Source organism: Pseudochelatococcus sp., assembly GCF_050946405.1.
In the GTDB taxonomy this organism is placed as follows: Bacteria; Pseudomonadota; Alphaproteobacteria; order Rhizobiales; family Beijerinckiaceae; genus Pseudochelatococcus.
This window is the reverse complement of the sequence record NZ_JBMNUS010000001.1, coordinates 721,365-741,562: the sequence shown is the minus strand read 5'-3', so window position 1 is coordinate 741,562 and position 20,198 is coordinate 721,365. Positions and strand designations below refer to the sequence as shown.

The following is a 20,198-nucleotide window of genomic DNA, read 5'->3' as shown; positions in this document are numbered from 1 at the left end:
CATGGATTCCCCGTTTCTCTGGCGGCGTTTCGTAACGACCTTTCTCGCCGCGCTGGCCTTGGCGGGCGCTGCGCTCACCGGCTTCATCGCCATCGTCGATCCCTACGGCATCCGCGTGCGCGCGGGCGATGCGCCGCGTCCGATCGTGGACATCAACCAGCGGTACATGTATCCGCAGATCGCCCGCTCGCACCGTTTCAATGCCGCCGTCTTCGGCACCTCGTCGCTGCGGCTGCTCGATCCCGAGGAACTCGACGGCCTGCTCGGGGCGCCCGGCCGGCCGGTCCGCTTCGCCAATCTCGCGATGAACGCGGCGACGCCGTGGGAGCAGATGCAGCTCGCCCGCCTGTTCGTGGCGGCGGAACCGGCGCCGGCGGCGCTCGTGTTCGGTCTCGACCGCGCCTGGTGCGACGCCGATGCCGACGCGCAGGCCCGGCGCCTCACCTTCCGCGCCTTCCCCGTGCGCTTCTACGACGACGACCGCTGGAACGACTGGCGCGACGCCCTCAATCTCAAGACGCTGGAGATCGCCGGCCGTCTCGTCTCCCACCGCCTCGGCCTGCGCGACACGTCGCTGCGCGAGGACGGCTACGGTATTTTCGTTCCGCCGGATGCCTTCTATGATGTTGAGCGCGCTCGCCTTCACCTGCGGCGCGTGAGCAGCGCCGAGGACCTGCCCGCCTCCCCCGCCGAAGCGGCGGTCGGATGGCGCTTTCCGGCGAGCGCATGGCTCGACGATCTGCTGCGGACGCTTCCGACCGAGACGCGCGTGTTTCTGGTGTTTCCGCCCGCGCATGCCAGCGCGCTGCCGCTTCCCGGCTCACGCGCCGACGAGATGGAGCGCGCCTGCAAGGCGCATTTCGCCATGCTCGGCGCACGCCGCAACGCGACCGTGCTCGACTTCCGCCGCCCGTCCGCCATGACGCGCGAGGATGCCAATTTCTGGGACCCGCTGCACTACCGCCTGCCGTTCGCCAGCCGCATCGCGCGCCTGCTGGCCGATCCGCAGCCGTCGGACGACTTCGTCGCCGTCATGCATCGCCGCGCGCCCAGCCCTCCTTCGTCGCGGCGATGAAGTCGTCGAGCCGCCGCTCCGCGATCGCCGCCCGCAGGCCGGCCATCAGCTCCTGATAATAGGCGAGGTTGATGCCGGTCAGCAGCATCATGCCGAGAATCTCGCCGGACTTCACCAGATGGTGCAGATAGGCGCGCGAATAGGTGCGCGCCGGCTCCCATGAGGATTGCTCGTCGACCGGGCGCGGATCGTCCGCATGGCGGGCGTTCTTCATGTTGAGCCGGCCGAAGCGGGAGAACACCTGCCCGTGCCGCCCCGCCCGCGTCGGCATCACGCAATCGAACATGTCGACGCCCCGGCGCACCGATTCCACGATGTCATCCGGCGTGCCGACGCCCATCAGGTAGTGCGGCTTGCCGTCCGGCAGGTGCGGCATCACGGTCTCGATCATGGCGAGCATGACGTCCTGCGGCTCGCCCACCGCGAGCCCGCCGATGGAATAGCCCTCGAAGTCCATGCCGGTGAGTTCCCGCGCGCTTTCCACGCGCAGCGCGCGGTTCGCGCCGCCCTGCACGATGCCGAACAGCGCGCGCCCCCATTCCTCCCGCCCCGGCTGGCCGGCGAAGGCCAGGCGGCAGCGCTCCGCCCAGCGCAGGCTGAGGCGCATGGCGCGCGCCGCCTCCTCGTCGGTGCAGGGCAATTTCACGCATTCGTCGAGCTGCATCTGGATGTCGGAGCCGAGCAGCCCCTGAATCGCGATGGCCCGCTCCGGCGTCAGCTCGTAGCGCGCCCCGTCGATATGCGACTGGAAGACGACGCCCTTCTCGTCGATGCGGCGCAGCGTGGCGAGCGACATCACCTGAAAGCCGCCCGAATCGGTAAGGATGGGATGCGGCCAGTTCATCAGCCGGTGCAGGCCGCCGAGCCGCGCCACCCGCTCCGCGCCGGGGCGCAGCATGAGGTGATAGGTGTTGCCGAGCAGCACGTCGGCCCCGAGCGCGCGCACCTCATGCGCATGCATGGCCTTGACGGTCGCCGCCGTGCCCACCGGCATGAAGGCGGGCGTGCGGATCTCGCCGCGCGGCAGGCTGATGACGCCCGTGCGCGCCGCGCCGTCACGCGCGGCGACCGCGAACGAAAACGCCGCCATCATGCCGCTCCGTCATTGCGAAACAGCAGGCTGGCGTCGCCGTAGGAATAGAAGCGATAGCCGGCCTCTATCGCATGGGCATAGGCCGCCTGCATGGCCTCGAGTCCCGCGAAGGCGCTCACCAGCATGAACAACGTGGAGCGAGGCAAGTGGAAATTGGTCATCAGAATATCGACCGCCCTGAAACGATAACCGGGGGTGATGAAGATGGAGGTCTCGCCGGCGAAGGGCGCGATGGTGCCGTCCGCCTGCGCGGCGCTTTCGAGCAGCCGCAGCGCCGTGGTGCCGGTCGCGACGATCCGCCCGCCGCGCGCCCGCGCTGCGTTCAGCGCGGTGGCGGTGTCGGCGTCGATCTCACCCCATTCGGCATGCATGACATGGTCGCGCGTGTCGTCCGCCTTGACGGGCAGGAACGTGCCGGCGCCGACATGCAGCGTCACGAAGCGCCGCGCGATGCCCGCCGCCTCCAGCCGCGCCGCGAGATCGTCGGTGAAATGCAGCCCGGCCGTGGGGGCCGCGACCGCGCCGTCGCGCCGCGCGTAGATCGTCTGGTAGTCGGCCAGATCGGCCGCGTCGTCCTCGCGTTTAGAGGCGATGTACGGCGGCAGCGGCATGTGGCCGAAACGCGTGATCGCCTCGTCCAGCGCCGGCCCCGAGAAGGCGAAGCGCAACAGCACCTCGCCGCCCTCGCCCTTCTCCACGATCTCGGCGTCGAGCGCGGCCAGCTCGCAGGCATGGCCCTCGCTCCCGTCACCGAAGCGGATGCGCTCGCCCGCCCGCAGGCGCTTGCCGGGCCGCGCGAAAGCGCGCCACGAATCGGCCGATTCGCGCTTGTGCAGCATCACCTCCACCCGCGTCGCCGCCTCGCCGCGCACGCGGATGCCGTAGAGGCGGGCGGGAATGACGCGCGTGTCGTTATGCACCAGCACGTCGCCCGGCCGCAGCAGCCCCGGCAGATCGCGCACCACATGATCCGCGAGCCCCTCCGGGCGCACCGCAAGCAAGCGCGCGCCGTCGCGCGGATGGGCCGGACGCAGGGCGATGGAAGCTTCCGGCAGGGCGAAGTCGAACAGGGAAACGTCCATCGCGGAAAAGCTTACGCGTCCTTTCCGGCGTCCGTTTCACCCGCGACGTCGGCGGCGACGCGCGCGGTGACGATGGAATCGGGATCGCGCACGGGCTCGCCGCGCTTGATCTTGTCGACGTTCTCCATGCCCTCGATCACCTTGCCCCAGACGGTATATTGCTTGTCGAGGAAGCGCGCGTCGGAAAAGCAGATGAAGAACTGCGAGTTGGCGGAATTGGGGTTCTGCGCCCGCGCCATCGAGACGGTGCCGCGCACGTGGGGCTCGGCGTTGAACTCCGCCTTGAGGTCGGGCAGGTCGGAGCCGCCGGTGCCGGTGCCGTGCGGGCAGCCGACCTGCGCCATGAAGCCCTCGATGACACGGTGGAAGACGATGCCGTCATAGAACTTCGCGCGCGCCAGTTCCTTGATGCGCGCCACATGCAGGGGCGCGAGGTCCGGGCGCAGCGCGATCACCACGCGGCCCTTCGTCGTTTCGAGAACAAGCGTGTTTTCCGCGTCAACGGTGGCGGTCATGATGGTTCCTTTCTGCGGCGACTGGATGCCGGCTTGATGTAATCGGGCTTGAGCGAAGCCCGCACGCGAGCAATCGAAGACCGGAGCTTCGGTATCACTTGCCGTCCGAGGCAAGGCGCATCCTGACGATCTTGTCGGGATTGTCGACGGCGCCGTTGTTGGCGCTGGTGCCGGCCTTGATGCGGTCCACCGCCTCCATGCCCGCGATCACCTCGCCGATCACCGTATACTGACCGTCGAGAAAGGATGCATCGTCGAAGCAGATGAAGAACTGCGAGTTGGCGGAATTCGGGTTCTGCGCCCGCGCCATGCCGACGGTGCCGCGCTTGAACGTCGCGCGGGAAAATTCCGCCGGCAGGTCAGGCAGATCGGAGCCGCCGCGCCCGGTGCCGGTCGGGTCGCCCGTCTGCGCCATGAAGCCGGGAATCACGCGGTGGAACACCACGCCGTCATAAAAGCCCTGGCTCGCGAGGGCGCGGATGCGCTCGGCATGCCGGGGAGCGAGATCCGGCCGCAGCCGGATGGTGACACGGCCGTGCGCCGTATCGAGCAGCACGGTGTCCTGCGGGTCGGCTGCCTCCGCCTGCGCGACCTGCACGGGACGGCCGGAGGAGGCCATCGCCGGCGCGGACACCGCGAGCGAACAGGCAGCAAGGATACAGGACGCAAGCATCAGGACGCGCATGGACAGCCTCCGCAAAAGCTTCGCGACGGGGCAACGCCGCGTCGCCCGCCAACCTCGAAAGTGGCTGGATAGCACCTTGCGGAAAAATGCTCCAGAGCGCGGCGCAAATTAACGGCGGCCGGCGGCGCGCCTATCGCGCGGCGGCATTGCCTGTCCTCGGCCGCGCGGCGGCGGGCGTCTGCGGCCCCGACGGCCGATCGCCCGAGGGTCGCCCGTTTGCCGGTCGCTCGTTCGCCTTGGGCCGGCGGGTGCGGAACTGGCCGCGCGTCACCGCCGCGAAGGCGATCACCACCACGGCCAGCGTCATCATCCGCCAGGGAAACGCCACTCCCGCGCCGAGAACGGCCAGCGTGAAAGCGGCCGCGAAGGCCGCCGTCAATCCCGGCACGAGTTGCGCCGAGCCGGCAGGACCGGACGCCATCGCATCGAAGCGCCGCGCGACGAAATAGAGCGTCAGCGACGCGAGCACCGCGCCGACGGCCCCGAGTTCGAACCAGATCTCGAACGGAAGGCCATGCGGCGTCGACACCGGAACCGCGCCGGAAAGACGGGCGGGCAGCACCGTATCGAGCCCGTGGCCGATGAGAAAGCTGTCGGGCGCCGTCAGCACCAGCGTATGCCATGCCGCGATGGCGGCGCGCACCGTGTTTTCCTCCGCGAGAAGGCGTGTGGCCGCGGGTGAAATCAACACGGCGAGCAGCGGCGCAACCAGCAGAAAACCCGCCGAGCCCCACGCCGCCACGCGATTGCCGGCCGCAGGGCGCCACCATGTCAGGCCGTATACCGCCGCCGCGACGGCGAAACCGATCAGCGGCACCACGGCGCGCGCCATGACCAGCGTCACCGCCGTCACCAGCACCAGCGCGGCCGCAAGGCCCCGGCGGCCGCGCGATTCGAGCCACGCGAGGGCCGGCCAGACCATCAGCGCCAGCCCCGTCAGGCCGCGTTCGAAAATCGCCGCCTCGTCCGTCAGCGTCTCCCGCGCCCCCGTCACGATCAGCGCCAGCGCCAGCAACGCCGCCAGCGCCACGCCGATGCCCGTCAGATACAGGTTGGAGGCCCGCACGCGGTCCGGCAGCGTCGATACCCCGAGCACCCCCAGCACGATGGCCTGCACGGCGTTGAACAGCTTGTCGCCCGCCTCGCCCCTGTCCGGCGCCCAGATAATCGACAGCGCCGCCCAGCCGACGAACAGGATGCCGGCCATGCCCGCCGGATGCCTGGCGATCGCGGTCAACACGCGGACGAAGCCGCGCGGCGGCGCCTCGATCACGCTGGAGAGAATCAGCAGCGACACCCCGACCGGCGCCAGAATGACCGTCGCGCGCCGCGACAGGAACGTCGCGGACGGCAGCAGCACGACGAGAATCGCGAAGCCGAGACGGCGCAGCAAGGCTGCCGCATCTGCCGCTGGATCGAGCGGGGTCGTGTGGTGGCGCGTGACCATTCCCTGAAGCGCTTTGTCCGGTAGAAGCGCGCCCGATGCACGCCCATCTCCCATAGCCTAACCCGTGACGCGCCCGGATACTGTAGGGGGAATGCAACACTCCGCGAGATGTAACACTTCCAGAAAGCCGCCGCGTCCCGGCACCCGTCCGTCACATCCGGCATTCATGAAAATGTCACGGCAGATGCGCACAGAAGGCGCAGGCGGGCATCGCGCCCGATCGGCCGCCGCCCGGAACCGCGATCATGACGCTCGACATTGCCAACGTCAGCCGCCGCTACGACGCGGTTGTCGCCCTCGACGACGTGAGCCTTTCGGTGGCGGACGGCGCTTTCCTCGCCCTGCTCGGTCCGTCCGGCTGCGGCAAGACCACGCTGCTGCGCCTCATCGCGGGCTTCGAGAAGGTCTCTTCCGGCACGATCGTCCTCGGCGGCCGCTCCGTCGCCGGGCCGGATTTCCATGTGCCGCCGGAAGACCGGCGGGTGGCGATGGTTTTCCAGTCCTACGCGCTTTGGCCGCACATGAGCGTGGCGGAGAACGTCGCCTTTCCTCTTTCCGTCGCGGGCGCAGACCGGGCGGGCGCGGCGCGGCGCGTGGCGCAGGCGCTGGAGGCGGTGGGGCTCGCCGGGCTTTCCGCGCGCCGGCCGGAGGCGCTTTCCGGCGGCCAGCGCCAGCGGGTGGCGCTCGCGCGGGCGCTGGTGCAGGACGCCTCCATCATACTGTGCGACGAGCCGCTCGCCAATCTCGATATCCACCTGCGCGCCACGATGCTGGAAGAGTTCCGCCGCCTGCACCGCGAGACCGGCCGCACCTTCGTCTACGTCACCCACGATCAGGCGGAGGCGCTGGCGCTCGCGACCGAGGTCGCCGTGCTCGACCGGGGCCGGCTGTCGCAGCGCGCCGCGCCCGAAACCGTCTACAACGAACCGGCCAATATCGCCGTGGCGAAATTCGTCGGCGAAGGCGCCATCGTGACGGCGACGGCGGAAACGGCTGCGACAGACGGCCGGGCGGCCGTGCGGCTCGCCGGCCGGAAACTGCTGCTGCGCGCGCCGCCCGGCGCCGCTCCCGGCCCGGCGCAGGTGCTGATTCGCCCCGAAGGCGTCAGCCTCGGCGGCGACATCGATGTGCGAGTCGTCGCCACGACCTACAAAGGCGCGTTCCACAGCGTGACGGTGGAACTTGCGGACGAGCAGCGGCTCTCGCTGCACCTGCCCGTCGCGCCCGCGCCGGGCGCGATCCTGCGGCTCTCGGTCGATGACGGCTGGATCATTCCCGCCACGGCAGAATCCCCGGCGGCAGGCGCCGGGCGCTGAGGTCGAGCAGACCCATGATCACGGCCACCGCCGCCACCGCCGTCAGCGCCACCGCGGCGGCGGGCGAGGCGAAGCCGGCTTCCTCCAGGCTGAACAGCGCGACGCCGATCGTCTCCGTGCCCGACGACCACAACAGCGCGGAAACGGTCAGTTCGTTGAACGCCGTCAGGAACACCATCAGCCCGCCCGCCGCCGCGGCCGGCAAGACGATCGGCAGCACGATGGCGAACAGCCGGCGCGAGAAGCGCGCCCCGCAGGCGCGCGCCGCCTCTTCCAGCTCGATCGGCAATTGCGCCACCGCCGCGCCCGGCGCCTTCAGCGCGATGGGCAGGAAGCGCGCCATATATGCGAACAGGATGATGAAGGGCGTGCCGTAGATGCTCACGCCGACGACCGGCAAGGGCCGCAGGAACAGCAGGATGCAGGCGATGGCCAGCACCACGCCGGGCAAGGCGTAGGGAATTTCCAGCGCGAGTTCCAGCGGCCCCCGCAGTCGGCCCGCCCGCCGGTCAAGCGCGTAGGCGAGCGGCACCGCCGCGAGCGCCAGCAGGACAGACGCCGTGAGCGCGAACACGAAGGAGTTGCGGAAGGCGCGCATCGTCACATCCTGCCGCGCCAGCACCTCCACGAAGTTGTCGAGCGTCACCGTGGCCCACGACAGCGGTACGCCGTAGGACGGCACCAGCGCCGAAGCGACAAGCGCCGTGAGAGGCAGCACGAGCACGACCGCGACGACGAGCCAGAGCCCGGCCTCCGCGAGCCGGCGGCGCTTCAGGTGCCAGACGACGCCGATGGGCTTGCCGCGCCCGAATCGCGCCGACCGGCTTCCGAGAATCCATGCCCCGAGCAGCACGCCGATACCGGCGATGAACGCGACGAGCACCGACAGCGCCGCCGCGTCGGCAATGACGGAGGGGCCGAAACTGACCATGCGCCGATAGATGAGCGTCGGCAGCGTCAGGTAATTCACCGGCACGCCGAGCAGCGCCGGAATGCCGAAATTGCCCACCGCCGCCACGAAAGCGAGCGCGGTGGCAGCCACGAAATAAGGCCGCAACAGCGGCAGGATGATGACGCGCAATACCCGCAGCGGCCGTGCGCCGGCCGTCAGCGCGGCCTCGGCGAGATCGGCCGGCACCGTCCGCAGCCCCGCCCGCACGGTGACGAACACCAGCGGCGCATGGTGCAGCGCGAGCACGGCGATGATGCCTTCCCGGCTCATCAGCGGATTGTCGCTGCCCGGCGGCGGCGCGAGCCCCACGGCGTTCAGCAGCGGCGAGGAAGGCCCCGCCAGCGTGAAATAGGCCAGCGCCACCACCTGCGGCGCGATCATCATCGACAGCAGGAAGCAGAACGAGATGGCGCGCTTGCCGCGCACGTCGGTAAGGGTGAGCGCCAGCGCGACGCCGGCGCCGAGCAGCAGCGCGAGGAACGCCGACACGACGCCGGTTTCGAGGCTGTGCCATGTCGCCCGCACCGCGGCGCGGCCGCCGATCTCCGCCAGCGCCGGCGCGATGTCCAACGCACCGCCGGGCGCGACGGCCGCGAGCACCAGACGCCCGAACGGCAACAGCGCGAAGAGCAACACCGCCGCGCCGAGCAGCGCCAGCACCCACCATCCGTCGGGAAGGCGCGGCCATACGACGCCGCGCCGTCCGGTCGTCACGTCGCGGACGGCATCCGTCATCCGGGCCGCCGGCTCACTGGCCGAAGATGTCGGCGAACGCCTTCTTGTTCTTCGTCTCGTCGGCGAGGGCCTTGGCGGCATCGAAGCTCAGCACCTTGATCGTGCTGCGGTCCGGAAAACCTTCCGGCGGCGCGACTTCGGGATGAGCCGGCAGGTAGCCCTGCTTGCGGGCGAGTTCCTGCCCGTCCCTGGAGAGGATGAAGTCGACGAAAGCCTTCGCCGCCTCGGGGTTGCGCGTGGTCTTCAGGATCGCCACCGGTTCGGTGACGGCGGAGACGCCTTCCTTCGGGAACACGAACTCGATGGGCGCGCCCTTGGCCTTCTCGCGGATCGGCATGTAGTCGACGATCACGCCGTAGAGCTTGTCGCCGCCCGCGACCGCCTTGAGCACCGCGCCGTTGCCGCCGCCGGCGACGGCGTCGTTCTTCTTCAGCGCCTCGTAATAGCCCCAGCCTTCCGGGAGGGTCGAGGTCAGCGTCGCGGCGTGGATGAGCGCGGCGCCCGACGAAAGCGGGCTCGGCATGGTGAGCTGGCCCTTCACCTCGGGCTTCGTCAGGTCTTCCCACGATTCCGGCTTGAACGCCGCCTTGGTGTTGTAGGCGAAACCGGTCGTGATGAGCTTCGTGGAAAACCAGAATTTTTGCGCGTCGTGCGTGCCGGCCGGATAGGCGGAAACGTCGGCGCCCTCGTGTGCGGCCAGACGCCCTTCCTTCTTCAGCCCTTCCATGGTGACGCTGTCGGCGATCAGCAGCACGTCGGGCTGCGGCTGGCCGGCCTCGAACTCGGCGCGCAGCTTCGCCAGCAACGGCGGCGTGCCATCGCGCACGAAGCTGATATCGACGGCGGGATGTTTCGCCTTGAAGGCGTCGATGGTCTGCTGCGCATCCGTGTTGGGCTGGCTCGTGTAGAGCACGAGCTTGCCAGACACGTCGGCGGCGTGGGCGGCGGCGGGCGCCAGGGCTGCGGCGAGAACGGCGGCGAGAATACGCTTCATGGAACGGGCTCCTGAACGCATCGGACCGCGAGACAGCCTGCATACCGGCCGCGCGGACCATCGAAACGACGAACCCGTTGCCTAGACTTCCGGCGTGACGCTGATATGACGCACCGGCGCGCCGGCATCCTCGCCGCACGGCGGCGCGAGCGCCTCGCGGGCATTTTGCGGCTGCTTTCTCGGCACTTGCGCCTTGCACTGGGGCGACGTCCGTGATCCAAACGACTGGCGCGGGAAATACCGCGCGCCAGTCGGAAAAACAGGCCGGTGCGGCGGAGCAGGAGCGCACGGCGGAAAGCATTGGGGGAAGGACGATGACGACGAAACTCGATCAATTGAAAGCCGTTACCGTTGTCGTCGCCGACACCGGCGACATCGAGACCGTGCGCCGCCTTCAGCCGCAGGACTGCACCACCAACCCCACGCTGCTGCTGCGGGCCGTGCAATCGGGCGCCCACCCCGCCATCGTCGAGGAAGCGCTCGCCTTCGGCCGCCGGCTCGACGGCTCGCGCGACGAAATCGTTTCCCGCGTGGCCGACCGGCTCGCGGTGAGCTTCGGCGCGGAACTGGCGCGCATCGTGCCCGGCCGCGTCTCCACGGAAGTCGACGCCGACCTCTCCTTCGATACGCAGGCCACCGTCGCCAGGGCCCGCGCGCTCATCGCCGACTACGCGGAACGCGGCATCGGCCGCGAGCGCATCCTCATCAAGATCGCCGCGACGTGGGAGGGCATCCGCGCCGCCGAGATCCTGCAAGCCGAGGGCATCGACACCAATCTCACGCTGCTGTTCTCGCTGGCGCAGGCGGCGGCGTGCGCGGATGCGGGCGTGTTCCTCATCTCGCCCTTCGTCGGGCGCATTCTGGACTGGCATGTGAAGAACGGCGGCGGCCCCTACACGGGCGAGGCCGATCCCGGCGTCTTCTCGGTACGCACCATCTATGCCTATTACAAGCGCCACGGCATCGGCACCGTGGTGATGGGCGCCTCCTTCCGCAACCTCGGCGAGATCGAGGCGCTGGCGGGCTGCGACCGGCTCACCATTTCGCCCGCCTTCATCGATGAACTCGCCGCGAGCCAGGGACCGCTGCCGCGCGCCCTCGCGCCCGACGCCGCCGCCGAGGCTCCCGAGCGCCTGCGCCTCGATGAAAAGGCGTTCCGCTTCGCCCTCAACGAGGACGCCATGGCCACGGAGAAACTGGCCGAGGGCATCCGGGCCTTCGTCAAGGACCTGCGCACCCTGCGCGCGCTGGTCGACGACCGCCTCGCCACGGGAGAGCGCGCGTGACCGATATCGCCGCAAGGGTCTACAACCATAGCTGGAAGATCGATCCGATCGTGCGCTCGCTGCTCGATACGGACTTCTACAAGCTGCTGATGGCACAAACGATTTTCCGCCGCAAGCGCGACGCGCGGGTGACGTTCTCCATCATCAACCGCTCGAAGCACGTGCGGCTCGCCGATCTCATCGACGTGGTGGAGCTGCGCGAGCAGCTCGACCATGTGCGCACGCTCTCGCTGACGCGCGGCGAATCGACCTGGTTGCGCGGCAACATGTTCTATGGCCGCCGGCAGATGTTCGAGCCGGATTTCATCGCCTGGCTGGAGAATTTCCGCCTGCCGCCCTACGAGCTGGAGGAAAAGGACGGGCAATACGAGCTCACTTTCGAAGGGCCGTGGGTCGAAACCACGTTCTGGGAAATTCCGGCGCTCGCCATCCTCACCGAGCTGCGCTCGCGCGCGGCGCTGAGGCACATGGGGCGCTTCGAGCTGCAAGTGCTTTATGCCCGCGCCATGGCGCGGCTGTGGGAGAAGGTCGAGGAGCTCAAGCACGTGCCGGAGCTGCTGATCGCCGATTTCGGCACGCGCCGCCGGCACGGCTTTCTGTGGCAGGACTGGTGCGTGCAAGCGCTTCAGGAGGGGCTCGGCGCCTCCTTCACAGGCACGTCGAACTGCCTCATCGCCATGCGCCGCGAGATGGAGGCGGTCGGCACCAACGCGCATGAGCTGCCGATGGTCTACGCCGCCCTCGCGCCCGACGACGAGGCGCTGCGCCAGGCGCCTTATCAGGTGCTGCACGACTGGCAGGAGGATTATGACGGCAATCTGCTCGTCATCCTGCCCGACACCTACGGCACCACCGGCTTTCTCGAGAACGCGCCGTCGTGGCTGTCCAACTGGACCGGCATCCGCGTCGATTCGAAGGACCCGATCGAAGGCGGGGAGGAAGCGATCGCCTGGTGGAAGAAGCGCGGCGCGGACCTGAGCGACAAGCTGATCGTCTTTTCCGATGCCCTCGACGTGCCGGTGATCCGGCAGATCCATGCCCGTTTCGCCGGCCGCGTGCGCTTCGCCTTCGGCTGGGGCACCCTGCTCACCAACGATTTTCGCGGCTTCGCGCCCGATGCGCTGCTCGATCCGTTCTCCATCGTATGCAAGGTGGTGTCCGCCAACGGCCGGCCGACCGTCAAGCTCTCCGACAACCCGGCCAAGGCGCTGGGCCCGCCGGAGGAGATCGAGCGCTACAAGCGCATTTTCCACGTGGGCGAACAGACCGTGCGTGAAGTGGTGGTATGATGTCGGACGAAACGAAAAAAATTAGCCAATCCAACGCCAACGGGCAGTCCAATGCCATGTGGGGCGGGCGCTTCGCCGCCTCGCCGGCGGCGCTGATGGAAGCCATCAACGCCTCCATCGGCTTCGACAAGCGGCTCGCCGATCAGGACATCCGCGGCTCGCTCGCCCATAGCGACATGCTCGCGGCGCAAGGTATCATCGGGGCAGCCGACCGCGACGCCATCCACGCCGGGCTGGCGCAGGTGAAGGCCGAGATCGAGGCCGGCACCTTCGACTTCAAGACCGCGCTCGAGGACATTCACATGAATGTCGAGGCACGGCTGAAGGATATCGCGGGCGAGCCCGCCGGCCGCCTGCATACGGCGCGCAGCCGCAACGATCAGGTCGCGACCGACGTGCGGCTGTGGGTGCGCGAGGCGCACGACCGCGCCATCGTCCAGATCACCGGCCTGATGCGGGCGCTGGTGGCGCAGGCGGAACGCAACGCCGACACCGTGATGCCGGGCTTCACGCATCTGCAAAGCGCCCAGCCCGTCACCTTCGGCCATCATCTGCTCGCCTATGTGGAAATGTTGGGGCGCGATCGCGGCCGCTTCCGCGATTCGCGCACGCGGCTCAACGAATGCCCGCTGGGCGCGGCGGCGCTGGCCGGCACCTCCTTCCCCATCGACCGCCACGCGACGGCGGCGGCGCTCGGTTTCGACGGACCGACGCGCAACTCGCTCGATTCGGTGTCGGACCGCGATTTCATTCTGGAATATCTGTCATCCGCCGCCATCTGCGCCGTGCATCTGTCGCGGCTCGCTGAAGAAACCGTGCTGTGGATGACGGCGCAATTCGGCTTCGTGCGCCTGTCGGATCGCTGGACCACGGGTTCCAGCATCATGCCGCAGAAGAAGAACCCGGACGCGGCGGAGCTCGTGCGCGGCAAGACCGGGCGCGTCTTCGGCGCGCTCATCGCGCTGCTCACGGTGATGAAGGGCCTGCCGCTCACCTATTCCAAGGACATGCAGGAGGACAAGGAGCAGCTCTTCGACGCCGCCGATACGCTCGAACTGGTGCTCGCGGCCACGACCGGCATGATCGAGGATCTGGAAGCGGTGCCGGCGCGCATGGCCGCCGCCGCCGGTGCGGGCTTCTCCACGGCCACCGACCTCGCCGACTGGCTGGTGCGCAGCCTCGGCATGCCGTTCCGCGATGCTCATCATGTCACCGGGCGGCTGGTGGCGGAGGCGGAGCGGCGCGGCGTCGGGCTGGAGGAACTGCCGCTCGACGCCTTCCAGGCGGTCGAGCCCGGCATCACGGCCGACATCTACGGCGTGCTCGGCGTGGACAATTCCGTGCGCTCGCGCAAGAGCTTCGGCGGCACCGCGCCGGATCAGGTGGCGGCGCAGGCCGCCTGGTGGAAGGCGCACCTGTGAACCCCGCCGTCGTCCGCGCCATTCCGGCGTTCTTCGTCATCATCTGGGCGACGGGCTTCATCGTCGCCCGGCTCGTCGCGCCGCACGCCGACCCGATGACCTTTCTCGCCCTGCGCTGCGCGCTGGCGGCGGCGGCGTTCGCGCTGATCGCCTTCGCCGTCGGCGCATCGTGGCCGGCGACGCCGCGCCAGTGGTTCGACGCGCTCGTCGCCGGCGTGCTGATGCAGGGGCTCTATCTCGGCGCGACCTTCTGGGCCACGAAGCACGGCCTGCAAGCGGGCATCGTCGCGCTGGTCATGGGGTTGCAGCCGCTGCTGACGGGCCTGCTGTCCGTGCCGTTGCTCGGAGAACGGGTATCGGGCCAGCGCTGGCTCGGCATCGGGCTGGGCTTCTCGGGCGCGCTGCTGGTGCTGTTTCCCCGCGTCGGCGATGCATCCGCAGCGCTGCCGGCTGCGGCGATCGCCGTGGCTTTCGCCGGCATGGTCTCGATGACGCTCGGCACGATCTGGCAGAAGCGCACCGCAGCCGCGGCGGACCTGCGCACCAATGCCGCCGTGCAGTTCATCGGCGGCGTGGCCATTCTGCTGCCGCTGGCGTTCTTCACCGAGGATATGCATCTCGACGGGACGGCGGAGATGTGGATCGGCCTCGTCTGGGCCGTATTCGGCCTGTCGCTGGGCGCGATCACGCTGCTGCTCTACCTGATCAGGCAGGGCGCGGTGGCCGGCGTCGCGGCCCTGCTCTATCTGGTGCCGCCGGTTTCGGCGCTGATGGCGTTCTTCCTGTTCGACGAGACGCTGGAGACCGTCCAGATCGCAGGCATGGCCCTGTCCGCGGCGGGCGTCGCGATCGCCAACCGGCCATGAAGGGCGGCGCGCGCCCTTCCGCGGGACGCGCGCGCAAACCCCGCGTCAGAGGCCGATGCCGGGATTGAACGATGTGCCGGCGCCGCGGAACAACTGGGTGAGGAAGCTCTGTTCGGCGCCGCTCGTCGGCGTCGTGCGGCTGATGAAGTCGAACACCACACCGTCCTTCAGGCCGTAATGGGCGACGCGCTCCACCTTGAACGCCTGGTTGAAGTAGATCGCGACGACGCGCTGATCGACGATGCGCGGCTCGATGAACTGCACCGTGCGCTGCAATTTCTGGCTGATGTAGTAGAAGGTCTTGTTGCCGACCGTCGACACCGTGGAAGGCGTGCCCAGAACGGTGAGCACCTGCTCGACACTGGTGCCGGGCGTGATCTTGGCGAGTTCGTCCTCGTTGATGACGTAGCCGCGCGAGATGGTCTCGCTGCTGCCGCAGGAGGCGAGCCCCGCTCCCAGCGCCACCGTCAGCACGGCAGCCACCGACAGGCGCAGCGGCGACATTCCGCTTCTCGCCCGCCGGGCCATCGGACGGCTGGACGTTGAAGAGCCGCTGGACGTCGAATCTTGGGCAGAAGAATGGCTCACCCGATGGTCTCCCGACTTTGAACGCCGCCGGCGCCGGACAACACGGCCCGCCGCCCGCCGTTGCGCGGAGCTTGCGGCCCGAACGCGACACAAACGTCGCCGGTGGCCGGCCGCCCCGACGCGAAAGGCGGCATTCCGCTTGCAAAATACCGCGCATATGCCGTAACCCGCATAGGGCGGATTTGCAAGGCGCGATGAAACGGCGGGGAGCGATGTTTTTCGGATTATTCGGCCGCAAGCGTGACAAGGAAGCCGTGGAAGCGCTGTACCGGCGCATCAGCGAGGCGTCGCGCGCGCCGTTTCTCTATACGCATTTCGCGATGCCGGACACGCTGGAGGGGCGATTCGATTCGCTGACGCTGCATGCCGCCCTGGTCATGCGCCGGCTGCGCGCCCTGCCGCCCCCGGCGGGCGCGGTGGCGCAGGATCTTGTTGATATCCTCTTCCGGGAGGTCGATCGAACCCTGCGCGAAATCGGCATCGGCGACCTTTCCATCCCGAAGAAGATGAAGCTGTTCGCGCAGACCTTCTACGGCCGGGCGCGGCTTTTCGACGAGGCGCTGGAGGCGGATACGGACGACGCGCTGTGCAGGGCGCTGTCGCGCGCCTCGGGCGGAGACGCGCAAAACCTGCCCGCCTTCGCCCGACATATCCGCCATGCTGATGAAATAATGACTGTCTACGATCTGGCTTATATTCTGTCCGGGGCGCCGCTGTTTCCGGCGGCGCCCGGAGACTGATCAACCCGGCTCCCGCGATGGAGCCCCCTTCAACCGAGGCCCTCCGGCGGCCCGCATGGCCGGTCAGCCGCAGCGCCCCTATCCGATGGAGTTCGACGATGACGGGCACCGAATCATTTCCTCTTCAGCGCGTGTTCAGTGTCGCCGATCTCAAGCCGGAAGGCGTGGATTTCACGGTGGAGGCGACGGCCGAGGAACGCGCGGCTCTGGCGGCTTTTCTCGAACTGCCCGCCATTCACGCGCTGACCGGCGTCTTCCATCTCTCCGGCAACGACCGGCGCGTCACGGTCCGCGGCGACGTGCGGGCGGTGATCGCGCAGGTGTGCACCGTTTCGCTCGAACCCTTCGACGCATCGGTGGACGAGGACGTCGAGGTCGTCTTCGCCGACCCGGATCTGCCGCAGCCCGACCTGCGCGAGCCGCGCGACCCCGAAACCGAACTCGATGCCCCGGACGACCTGATCGACGGCGAGATCGACCTCGGCGCGCTGACGGCGGAGTTTCTGGCGCTCGGTCTTGATCCTTACCCGCGCAAGCCGGGCGTCGAATTTTCCTACGACAGCAGCCTGGCGGGAAATGAATCGCCGTTTGCCGCCCTGTCGGGGTTGAAGCAAGCCGCTTCCGGCAATAAGGAATAGAGCCTGTTGCGCTTCGCCCGCCTTCGTGCGCGGGTGTGAATCGTTTGCTTTCGGCCACGCTTCCCGGACGGCGGCCGCTGCAAGCTCGCGTTTTTGCGGCTGTCCCTCTGGAGATTGACACGTTCATCATGTCCGCACCGATCACGATTGCGCTTGATGCCATGGGCGGCGACAGCGGCGCCGAGGTCGTCGTCCCCGGCGCGGCGATCGCGCTGGAGCGCAGGCCGGATGTCCGCTTTCTGCTGCACGGCGACGAAAAAATCATCGCCCCCTTGCTCGCGGCGCACCCCGCGCTGCGGGCGGCTTCGGAAATCCGCCATACGGACGTCTTCGTCACCATGGCCGACAAGCCCAGCCAGGCCCTGCGGGCCGGGCGCTACAAGTCCTCCATGTGGCAGGCCATCGAGGCCGTGCGGAACGGCGAGGCGCATGCGGCCGTCTCCGCCGGCAACACCGGCGCGCTGATGGCGATGGCGATGTTCTGCCTCAGAACCATGGCGCCGATCGACCGTCCCGCCATCGCCGGCATCTGGCCGACGCTGCGCGGCGAGAGCATCGTGCTCGACATCGGCGCCACCATCGGCGCGGACGCCCGCCAGCTCGTGAACCTCGCCCTGATGGGCACGGCGCTGGCGCGGGCGGTGTTCGACATCGAGCGCCCGAGCGTGGGGCTGCTGAATGTCGGCGTGGAGGAGATCAAGGGCAACGAGGCGGTGAAGGAAGCCGGCCGCATCCTGCGCGAGCGCGAATCGGAGCACTTCGCCTACCATGGTTTCGTCGAGGGCGACGATCTGGGCAAGGGCACGGTGGATGTGGTCGTGACCGAAGGCTTTGCCGGCAACATCGCGTTGAAGGCGGCGGAGGGCACCGCGCGGCAGGTCGCGACCTATCTGCGCAGCGCCATCGAACGCTCGTTCTGGGCGCGCATCGGCTACCTGTTCGCGCGCGGCGCTTTCAACGCGCTGCGGGAAAAGCTCGATCCGCGCCGCTCCAACGGCGGCATCTTTCTCGGCCTCAACGGCATCGTCATCAAGAGCCACGGCGGCACGGACGCCGTCGGCTTCGCGGCGGCGGTGGAACTTGCCTACGACATGTCACGTTTCGGTCTGATGGATCGCATTCGCGATACCTTGACGTTGACGCAGCCGGTGGCGGCCGAAGCCTGACCCGGCGCTCATGAAGCAGCCCGCTGGAGCAACCCGCATGATCGCCGCATTCGCCTTCGCTGTGCAAGCCCGTCGGATTTCCGTATTTTCGGCAACTCGCGTTTGATTTGATGAGCGGATCAAACGTATTGTCATGAAGCGTTTTCAAGCAGGCCGGATACCAGTTTGCCTGAAGGAAACGCGTTAAATCAAAAAGATAGAGTCCTTTTGCGTTCCGATGAAACACAATGGGGATTCCAACGCCAACTGGGGAGCCATTCCTTGCATCTCGCCAACCTGAGATCCGTCGTGCGCGGCTGCGGCGCCTGCTTGCCGGAGCGAATCCTGACCAACGACGAACTGTCCCGCATGGTCGATACGTCCGACGAGTGGATCGTCAAGCGCACCGGCATCCACCAGCGTCACATCGCGGCGGAAGGCGAGACGACATCGCAACTCGGCACGCGGGCGGCGCAGGCGGCGCTTGCCTCGGCCGGGCTCACCGGCGACGATATCGACCTCATCGTCTGCGCCACCTCGACGCCCGACTACACCTTTCCCGCCACCGCCACGCAGATCCAGCACGCGCTCGGCATCCGCCACGGCGTGGCTTTCGATCTGCAAGCCGTCTGCTCCGGTTTTGTGTTCGCCGTCACCACGGCGGACAAGTTCCTCACCTCCGGCTCGCACCGGCGCGCGCTCGTGATCGGGGCGGAAACCTTCTCGCATATTCTCGACTGGGAAGATCGCGGCACCTGCGTGCTTTTCGGCGACGGTGCCGGCGCCATCGTGCTGGAGGCCCGGCCGGGCGCGCAGTCCCTTGCCGACCGTGGCGTGCTGACCGCGCATCTGCGCTCTGACGGACAGCACCGCGAGAAACTGTTCGTCGACGGCGGCCCCGGCTCCACCCGCACCGTGGGCCATCTGCGCATGGAAGGGCGCGAGGTGTTCCGCTTCGCCGTCGGCATGATCACCGACGTCATAGAGGATTCACTGAACGCCCTCGGTATCGGCGCGCAGGATATCGACTGGTTCGTGCCGCATCAGGCCAACCGGCGCATCATCGACGCCAGCGCGCAGAAGCTCGGCATCGCGCCTGAAAAGGTCGTCGTCACCGTCGACCGCCACGGCAACACCTCGGCCGCGTCCATTCCGCTCGCGCTCTCGGCGGCGGTGGCGGACGGCCGCATCCGCGAGGGCGATCTGGTGCTCATCGAGTCGCTGGGCGGCGGCTTCACCTGGGGCAGCGCCATCATCCGCTGGTAGGCGCTTCTTCAGCCCGGAGCGAATTCCCATCGATCAGATGATTTATCCATCCGACCGGAAAGCGCTCCGGGTCCGGCGCGGGCGCCGATGTCATGATATAGCCGCAACGCCATGCGATTGCTTGAGCGGGTCGTCGCGGACCTGCCGCTTGATGGCGCATTGCGCCATTGACCGGCGCATGTGATTTCAATAGCGTTGGTTTTCGCTGTTGGTACACTCGCGAACGGCCGGATGCGCGTCGCACGCGCCACTGGGCCGGCGTAGCCGCCGGTCCGCGTGCAAGGAGCGGCGATTTCAGCGCCGGGGCCGGCGCCGGCCGGTGGCAGGCGACACAGGGGAGCGCGGATGACGCGCGAAGGGATACGATGGCAGGACGGACAGTTACACGAGCGGATCTATGCGAGGTCGTCTATCAGAAGATCGGCCTGTCGCGCACGGAATCGGCGGCGCTGGTGGAATCCGTGCTGACGGAGATTTCCGATACTCTCGCGCGGGGCGAGACGGTGAAACTGTCCTCCTTCGGATCGTTCATCGTCCGCGACAAGGGCCAGCGTATCGGCCGCAATCCCAAAACGGGCGTCGAAGTGCCGATCGAGCCGCGGCGCGTCATGATATTCCGCCCTTCCAACGTGCTGCGCGCCCGCATCAACGGCGACGAACACGGCGTCACGGAGCAGGATTGAGCCGCGAGAGCGCTTTCCGATCAAATGGAATCATTTAAAGCCGTTTGCGTTCAAGTCGATCCATCGAATTGAACTCAAGTTGCGGTAAATTATGGAGTTGAGAGCGGAATGGCGATTCAGCCCGGTCGCATCCCGCTCCAATCGATCAGAATTCGCTCACAACAGGAAATCCAAAACATGTCCTGTTTCAATCTGAACAGGACATGTTTCGAACGCTGGCTTGTCACCCGCGGCGGCCTGCCGCCAGGCTCGTCACGCGGCGGCAACGGTGCGACAGCCAACAATGCGACAGCCTGGCGACAGTTTCGCGTGTCATAACGGATTTACGCAACACCCCAGACAGCGCAAAACTGGAGCGCGGGACGGACTGCGAGCGCCTGGC

At 68.1% G+C, this 20,198-nt stretch carries 19 protein-coding genes; 11 read left to right on the top strand and 8 right to left on the bottom strand.

Annotated features, from left to right (window positions below; all coding sequences use genetic code 11):
- Position 1: 1 nt before the first annotated feature.
- Entirely contained in the window at positions 2-1,075 is a 1,074-nt protein-coding gene (locus ACOYJQ_RS03260) for a hypothetical protein (RefSeq protein WP_433456305.1), read from the top strand.
- Here ACOYJQ_RS03260 and tgt read toward each other — a convergent pair.
- The 5 genes from tgt to ACOYJQ_RS03235 form a co-directional block, all read right to left on the bottom strand.
- Positions 1,032-2,168 carry a tRNA guanosine(34) transglycosylase Tgt gene (gene tgt, locus ACOYJQ_RS03255; RefSeq protein WP_433456304.1) on the bottom strand — a complete coding sequence of 379 codons (1,137 nt, stop codon included), beginning with the start codon at positions 2,166-2,168 and terminating at the stop codon, positions 1,032-1,034. The genes ACOYJQ_RS03260 and tgt overlap by 44 nt on opposite strands.
- Positions 2,165-3,250, bottom strand: coding sequence for a tRNA preQ1(34) S-adenosylmethionine ribosyltransferase-isomerase QueA (gene queA, locus ACOYJQ_RS03250; RefSeq protein WP_433456303.1), 1,086 nt, complete (start codon positions 3,248-3,250; stop codon positions 2,165-2,167). Before queA ends, tgt begins: the two co-directional genes overlap by 4 nt.
- Before the next feature lie 11 nt (positions 3,251-3,261).
- Positions 3,262-3,765, bottom strand: a complete 504-nt coding sequence (locus ACOYJQ_RS03245; protein WP_433456302.1) for a peptidylprolyl isomerase — start codon at positions 3,763-3,765, stop codon at positions 3,262-3,264.
- A gap of 94 nt (positions 3,766-3,859) precedes the next feature.
- Entirely contained in the window at positions 3,860-4,384 is a 525-nt protein-coding gene (locus tag ACOYJQ_RS03240) for a peptidylprolyl isomerase (protein WP_433456431.1), read from the bottom strand.
- A 196-nt stretch (positions 4,385-4,580) separates the two neighbouring features.
- Positions 4,581-5,897 carry an O-antigen ligase family protein gene (locus ACOYJQ_RS03235; protein ID WP_433456301.1) on the bottom strand — a complete coding sequence of 439 codons (1,317 nt, stop codon included), beginning with the start codon at positions 5,895-5,897 and terminating at the stop codon, positions 4,581-4,583.
- Between the two features lie 245 nt (positions 5,898-6,142).
- Between ACOYJQ_RS03235 and ACOYJQ_RS03230 the strand changes: the two genes are divergently transcribed.
- Positions 6,143-7,213, top strand: coding sequence for an ABC transporter ATP-binding protein (locus ACOYJQ_RS03230; RefSeq protein ID WP_433456300.1), 1,071 nt, complete (start codon positions 6,143-6,145; stop codon positions 7,211-7,213).
- On the opposite strand, the gene ACOYJQ_RS03225 is transcribed toward ACOYJQ_RS03230, so the two are convergent.
- Positions 7,167-8,900 (bottom strand): ABC transporter permease, encoded by a 1,734-nt coding sequence (locus ACOYJQ_RS03225; RefSeq protein WP_433456298.1) that lies wholly within the window; start codon positions 8,898-8,900, stop codon positions 7,167-7,169. The two genes, ACOYJQ_RS03230 and ACOYJQ_RS03225, sit on opposite strands and share 47 nt — an antisense overlap.
- 13 nt (positions 8,901-8,913) lie before the next feature.
- A complete protein-coding gene (locus ACOYJQ_RS03220) occupies positions 8,914-9,894 on the bottom strand; it encodes an ABC transporter substrate-binding protein (RefSeq protein ID WP_433456296.1) in 981 nt (326 codons plus the stop codon).
- Between the two features lie 314 nt (positions 9,895-10,208).
- On the opposite strand from ACOYJQ_RS03220, the gene tal reads away from it, so the two are divergent.
- From tal to ACOYJQ_RS03200, 4 genes are read left to right on the top strand one after another with little or no spacing between them, the layout of a single operon-like run.
- A complete protein-coding gene (tal, locus tag ACOYJQ_RS03215) occupies positions 10,209-11,180 on the top strand; it encodes a transaldolase (protein ID WP_433456429.1) in 972 nt (323 codons plus the stop codon).
- Positions 11,177-12,469 (top strand): nicotinate phosphoribosyltransferase, encoded by a 1,293-nt coding sequence (gene pncB, locus ACOYJQ_RS03210; RefSeq protein ID WP_433456294.1) that lies wholly within the window; start codon positions 11,177-11,179, stop codon positions 12,467-12,469. Before tal ends, pncB begins: the two co-directional genes overlap by 4 nt.
- Complete coding sequence (argH, locus tag ACOYJQ_RS03205; RefSeq protein ID WP_433456292.1) at positions 12,466-13,890, top strand: argininosuccinate lyase; 1,425 nt, start codon at positions 12,466-12,468, stop codon at positions 13,888-13,890. Before pncB ends, argH begins: the two co-directional genes overlap by 4 nt.
- On the top strand, positions 13,872-14,756 hold the full coding sequence (locus tag ACOYJQ_RS03200) for a DMT family transporter (protein ID WP_433456290.1): 885 nt from the start codon (positions 13,872-13,874) through the stop codon (positions 14,754-14,756). The genes argH and ACOYJQ_RS03200 overlap by 19 nt, the downstream gene beginning before the upstream one ends.
- Positions 14,757-14,801: 45 nt before the next feature.
- Here ACOYJQ_RS03200 and ACOYJQ_RS03195 read toward each other — a convergent pair whose 3' ends face one another.
- Positions 14,802-15,260 carry an outer membrane protein assembly factor BamE gene (locus ACOYJQ_RS03195; RefSeq protein WP_433456288.1) on the bottom strand — a complete coding sequence of 153 codons (459 nt, stop codon included), beginning with the start codon at positions 15,258-15,260 and terminating at the stop codon, positions 14,802-14,804.
- A gap of 296 nt (positions 15,261-15,556) precedes the next feature.
- Between ACOYJQ_RS03195 and ACOYJQ_RS03190 the strand changes: the two genes are divergently transcribed.
- The 5 genes from ACOYJQ_RS03190 to ACOYJQ_RS03170 all read left to right on the top strand — a co-directional run bounded on the left by ACOYJQ_RS03190 (position 15,557) and on the right by ACOYJQ_RS03170 (position 19,816).
- Complete coding sequence (locus tag ACOYJQ_RS03190) at positions 15,557-16,084, top strand: ubiquinol-cytochrome C chaperone family protein (protein ID WP_433456286.1); 528 nt, start codon at positions 15,557-15,559, stop codon at positions 16,082-16,084.
- Between the two features lie 98 nt (positions 16,085-16,182).
- Entirely contained in the window at positions 16,183-16,722 is a 540-nt protein-coding gene (locus tag ACOYJQ_RS03185; RefSeq protein ID WP_433456284.1) for a YceD family protein, read from the top strand.
- Between the two features lie 128 nt (positions 16,723-16,850).
- Positions 16,851-17,888 (top strand): phosphate acyltransferase PlsX, encoded by a 1,038-nt coding sequence (gene plsX / locus ACOYJQ_RS03180; protein ID WP_433456282.1) that lies wholly within the window; start codon positions 16,851-16,853, stop codon positions 17,886-17,888.
- A 261-nt stretch (positions 17,889-18,149) separates the two neighbouring features.
- Complete coding sequence (locus tag ACOYJQ_RS03175) at positions 18,150-19,133, top strand: beta-ketoacyl-ACP synthase III (protein ID WP_433456280.1); 984 nt, start codon at positions 18,150-18,152, stop codon at positions 19,131-19,133.
- Between the two features lie 365 nt (positions 19,134-19,498).
- Positions 19,499-19,816, top strand: coding sequence for an integration host factor subunit alpha (locus ACOYJQ_RS03170; protein ID WP_433456278.1), 318 nt, complete (start codon positions 19,499-19,501; stop codon positions 19,814-19,816).
- Positions 19,817-20,198: the final 382 nt, after the last annotated feature.